Source organism: Rathayibacter tanaceti (genome assembly GCF_001634385.1).
GTDB lineage: Bacteria > Actinomycetota > Actinomycetes > Actinomycetales > Microbacteriaceae > Rathayibacter > Rathayibacter tanaceti.
Window position 1 is genome coordinate 1 of sequence record NZ_LIIN01000234.1, and the last position, 1,812, is coordinate 1,812.

The window sequence follows — 1,812 nt, forward strand, 5'->3', positions numbered from 1 at the left end:
CCCCGCGCTCGCCGCGGAGCCCGGTCGGCTCGAGGCCTGGCGACGCCGGCTCGACGCCCTGCGCCGGCCGCTGCCCCGAGTCTGACGCCACCGGCGGAGGACCTCAGCGCTCGGCTGTCCCCCTGACGGAGGGCGCGCTCGCCGGTCCCGCTGAAGCGTCGCGCGGGCAGGATTCGAGTACCGCTCTTCCCGGCCCGGGCCGGCCGCTCGAGAAAGCCCTGCGATGACGCCGTCCTCTCCCCTCCGCTCGGTCACCTCCGGACTCCTCGCGCTCGTCGCCGCAGGAGGGCTGCTGATCGGCGCGACTGCGGCCCTCGCGGACGAGAACCCGCAGGCGCCGCTCTCCTCCTCCCGGCAGGTGCCCGGCGAGTTCGCCGCGCGCAGCGACGGGGTGCAGCAGACCGCGCCCGCCGCGGGCACCTACTCGAACGCCCCCGTCGGCGGCGAGGACCTGGCGCCCGGGCAGAGGATCGTGTCGACGCGCGACGGCTACTCGTTCCGGATGCCGAGCGACGGCAACGCGATGACCGACGACTCCCAGGGCCGCGCCGTCTGAGCGACCGGCTGGGCGAGTCGCTCCTGACGCGCGCCGCATGATGGAGGAGTGAGCGATCCCGGCGACTTCCTCCGCGCAGCCCTCGAGTACGAGGGCGATGTCTGGCGCGCTCAGGGCGTGCGCGAGCGTCTGGGCGCCGGGCTCGACTCCACCGGCGCCTCGGTCGGTGCCGTGCGAGGCACCGCCCGGGACGCGCTGAGGAAGTTCCGCGGCCTCGGGCACGACGAGGTGACGGCGCTCTCGTCCGAGCTCTGGGTGGCGCCGGTCTTCGAGCTGCGGCTGGCCGCGGTGGTGCTGCTGCAGGCGCGGGTGAGCGAGCTGCGCGCCGGGGACCTCACCCGCCTCGAGGGCTTCGTGCGCGACTCGCGCGTGGATGAGCTGAGCGACCCTCTGGCGCTCGACGTCGTCTCTCCGCTGCTCGCGGCCCTCGAGGGCACAGCGCGGAGCCGGGCCGACGCGGTGCTCGACCGCTGGCTGTCGGAGGGAGGGCGGCTGGCCCGGGTCGCGAAGCTCGCTCGCACAGACCGCCCGCGGAGCCGGGGCTGAGCCCCGTTCAGCCCTCGCGGTGCGGCTCACCGCTGTCGACCTCGACCACCGTCCCCCCGCCGACGCGGAGACGCCGGTCGAAGGCGAGCCGCGGATCCACGCGGTGCGCGATCAGCACCACCGTTCGCCCCTCCGCGGCGCGCAGCAGATCGGCCAGCAGAGCATCCGCCACCGGCGCGTCGACCGAGGCTGTCGGCTCATCCAGCACCAGCACGTCGAAGTCGGCCAGCAGCGCCCGTGCCAGGGCGATCCGCTGGGCCTGGCCGCCCGAGACGAGCGAGCCCCGCTCGCCGACCCGCGCATCCAGCCCGCCGCGGGCGCGACCCAGGAGGCGAGCCCCACCCGTTCCAGGACATCCTCGAGGACCGCCGCGTCCGCCTCCGGCCGGGCGAACAGCAGGTTCTGCCGGATCGTGTCGTCGAACAGGTAGGGCTGCTGCTCGGCCAACCCGACGACGCGGCGCACCGCGGCCTGGGGCAGGGTCCGCGCCTCCACCCCGCCGAGGAGGTAGGAGCCGGAGTGGTCGAGGAAGCGCACCAGAGCGTGCGCCAGCGTGGTCTTGCCCGACCCGCTGCCACCGGTGACGAGCACCCGCGCTCCGGCCGGCAGCTGGAGCGAGACGCCGCTGAGGGCGGGGTCGCCGCTCCCGGCCAGCGCACGGCCACGTCGCGCAGCACGATGTCGCGCGCGTGGGCAGGGCGGCCAGCGGA

Annotated in this window: 2 protein-coding genes and 2 pseudogenes; 2 read left to right on the forward strand and 2 right to left on the reverse strand. The window is 75.8% G+C overall.

Going from position 1 to position 1,812, the window contains the following annotated elements; genetic code table 11:
- Positions 1–223: 223 nt before the first annotated feature.
- Together ACH61_RS15245 and ACH61_RS15250 are read left to right on the forward strand one after the other, a co-directional pair.
- A complete protein-coding gene (locus tag ACH61_RS15245) occupies positions 224–556 on the forward strand; it encodes a hypothetical protein (protein ID WP_068213684.1) in 333 nt (110 codons plus the stop codon).
- A gap of 48 nt (positions 557–604) precedes the next feature.
- Positions 605–1,102, forward strand: a complete 498-nt coding sequence (locus ACH61_RS15250; protein ID WP_068213698.1) for a DNA alkylation repair protein — start codon at positions 605–607, stop codon at positions 1,100–1,102.
- 241 nt (positions 1,103–1,343) lie between these two features.
- Here the strand turns inward: ACH61_RS15250 and ACH61_RS19435 are convergent.
- Positions 1,344–1,430: pseudogene (locus ACH61_RS19435) on the reverse strand (hypothetical protein); the annotation flags it as partial.
- A gap of 53 nt (positions 1,431–1,483) precedes the next feature.
- A pseudogene (locus ACH61_RS19440) lies at positions 1,484–1,693 on the reverse strand (ATP-binding cassette domain-containing protein); the annotation flags it as partial.
- Positions 1,694–1,812: the final 119 nt, after the last annotated feature.

What these genes read in the sequence shown, in the direction of transcription:
- ACH61_RS15245 (WP_068213684.1), top strand. Translation starts at nt 224, where the DNA reads ATGACGCCGTCCTCTCCCCTCCGCTCGGTCACCTCCGGACTCCTCGCG.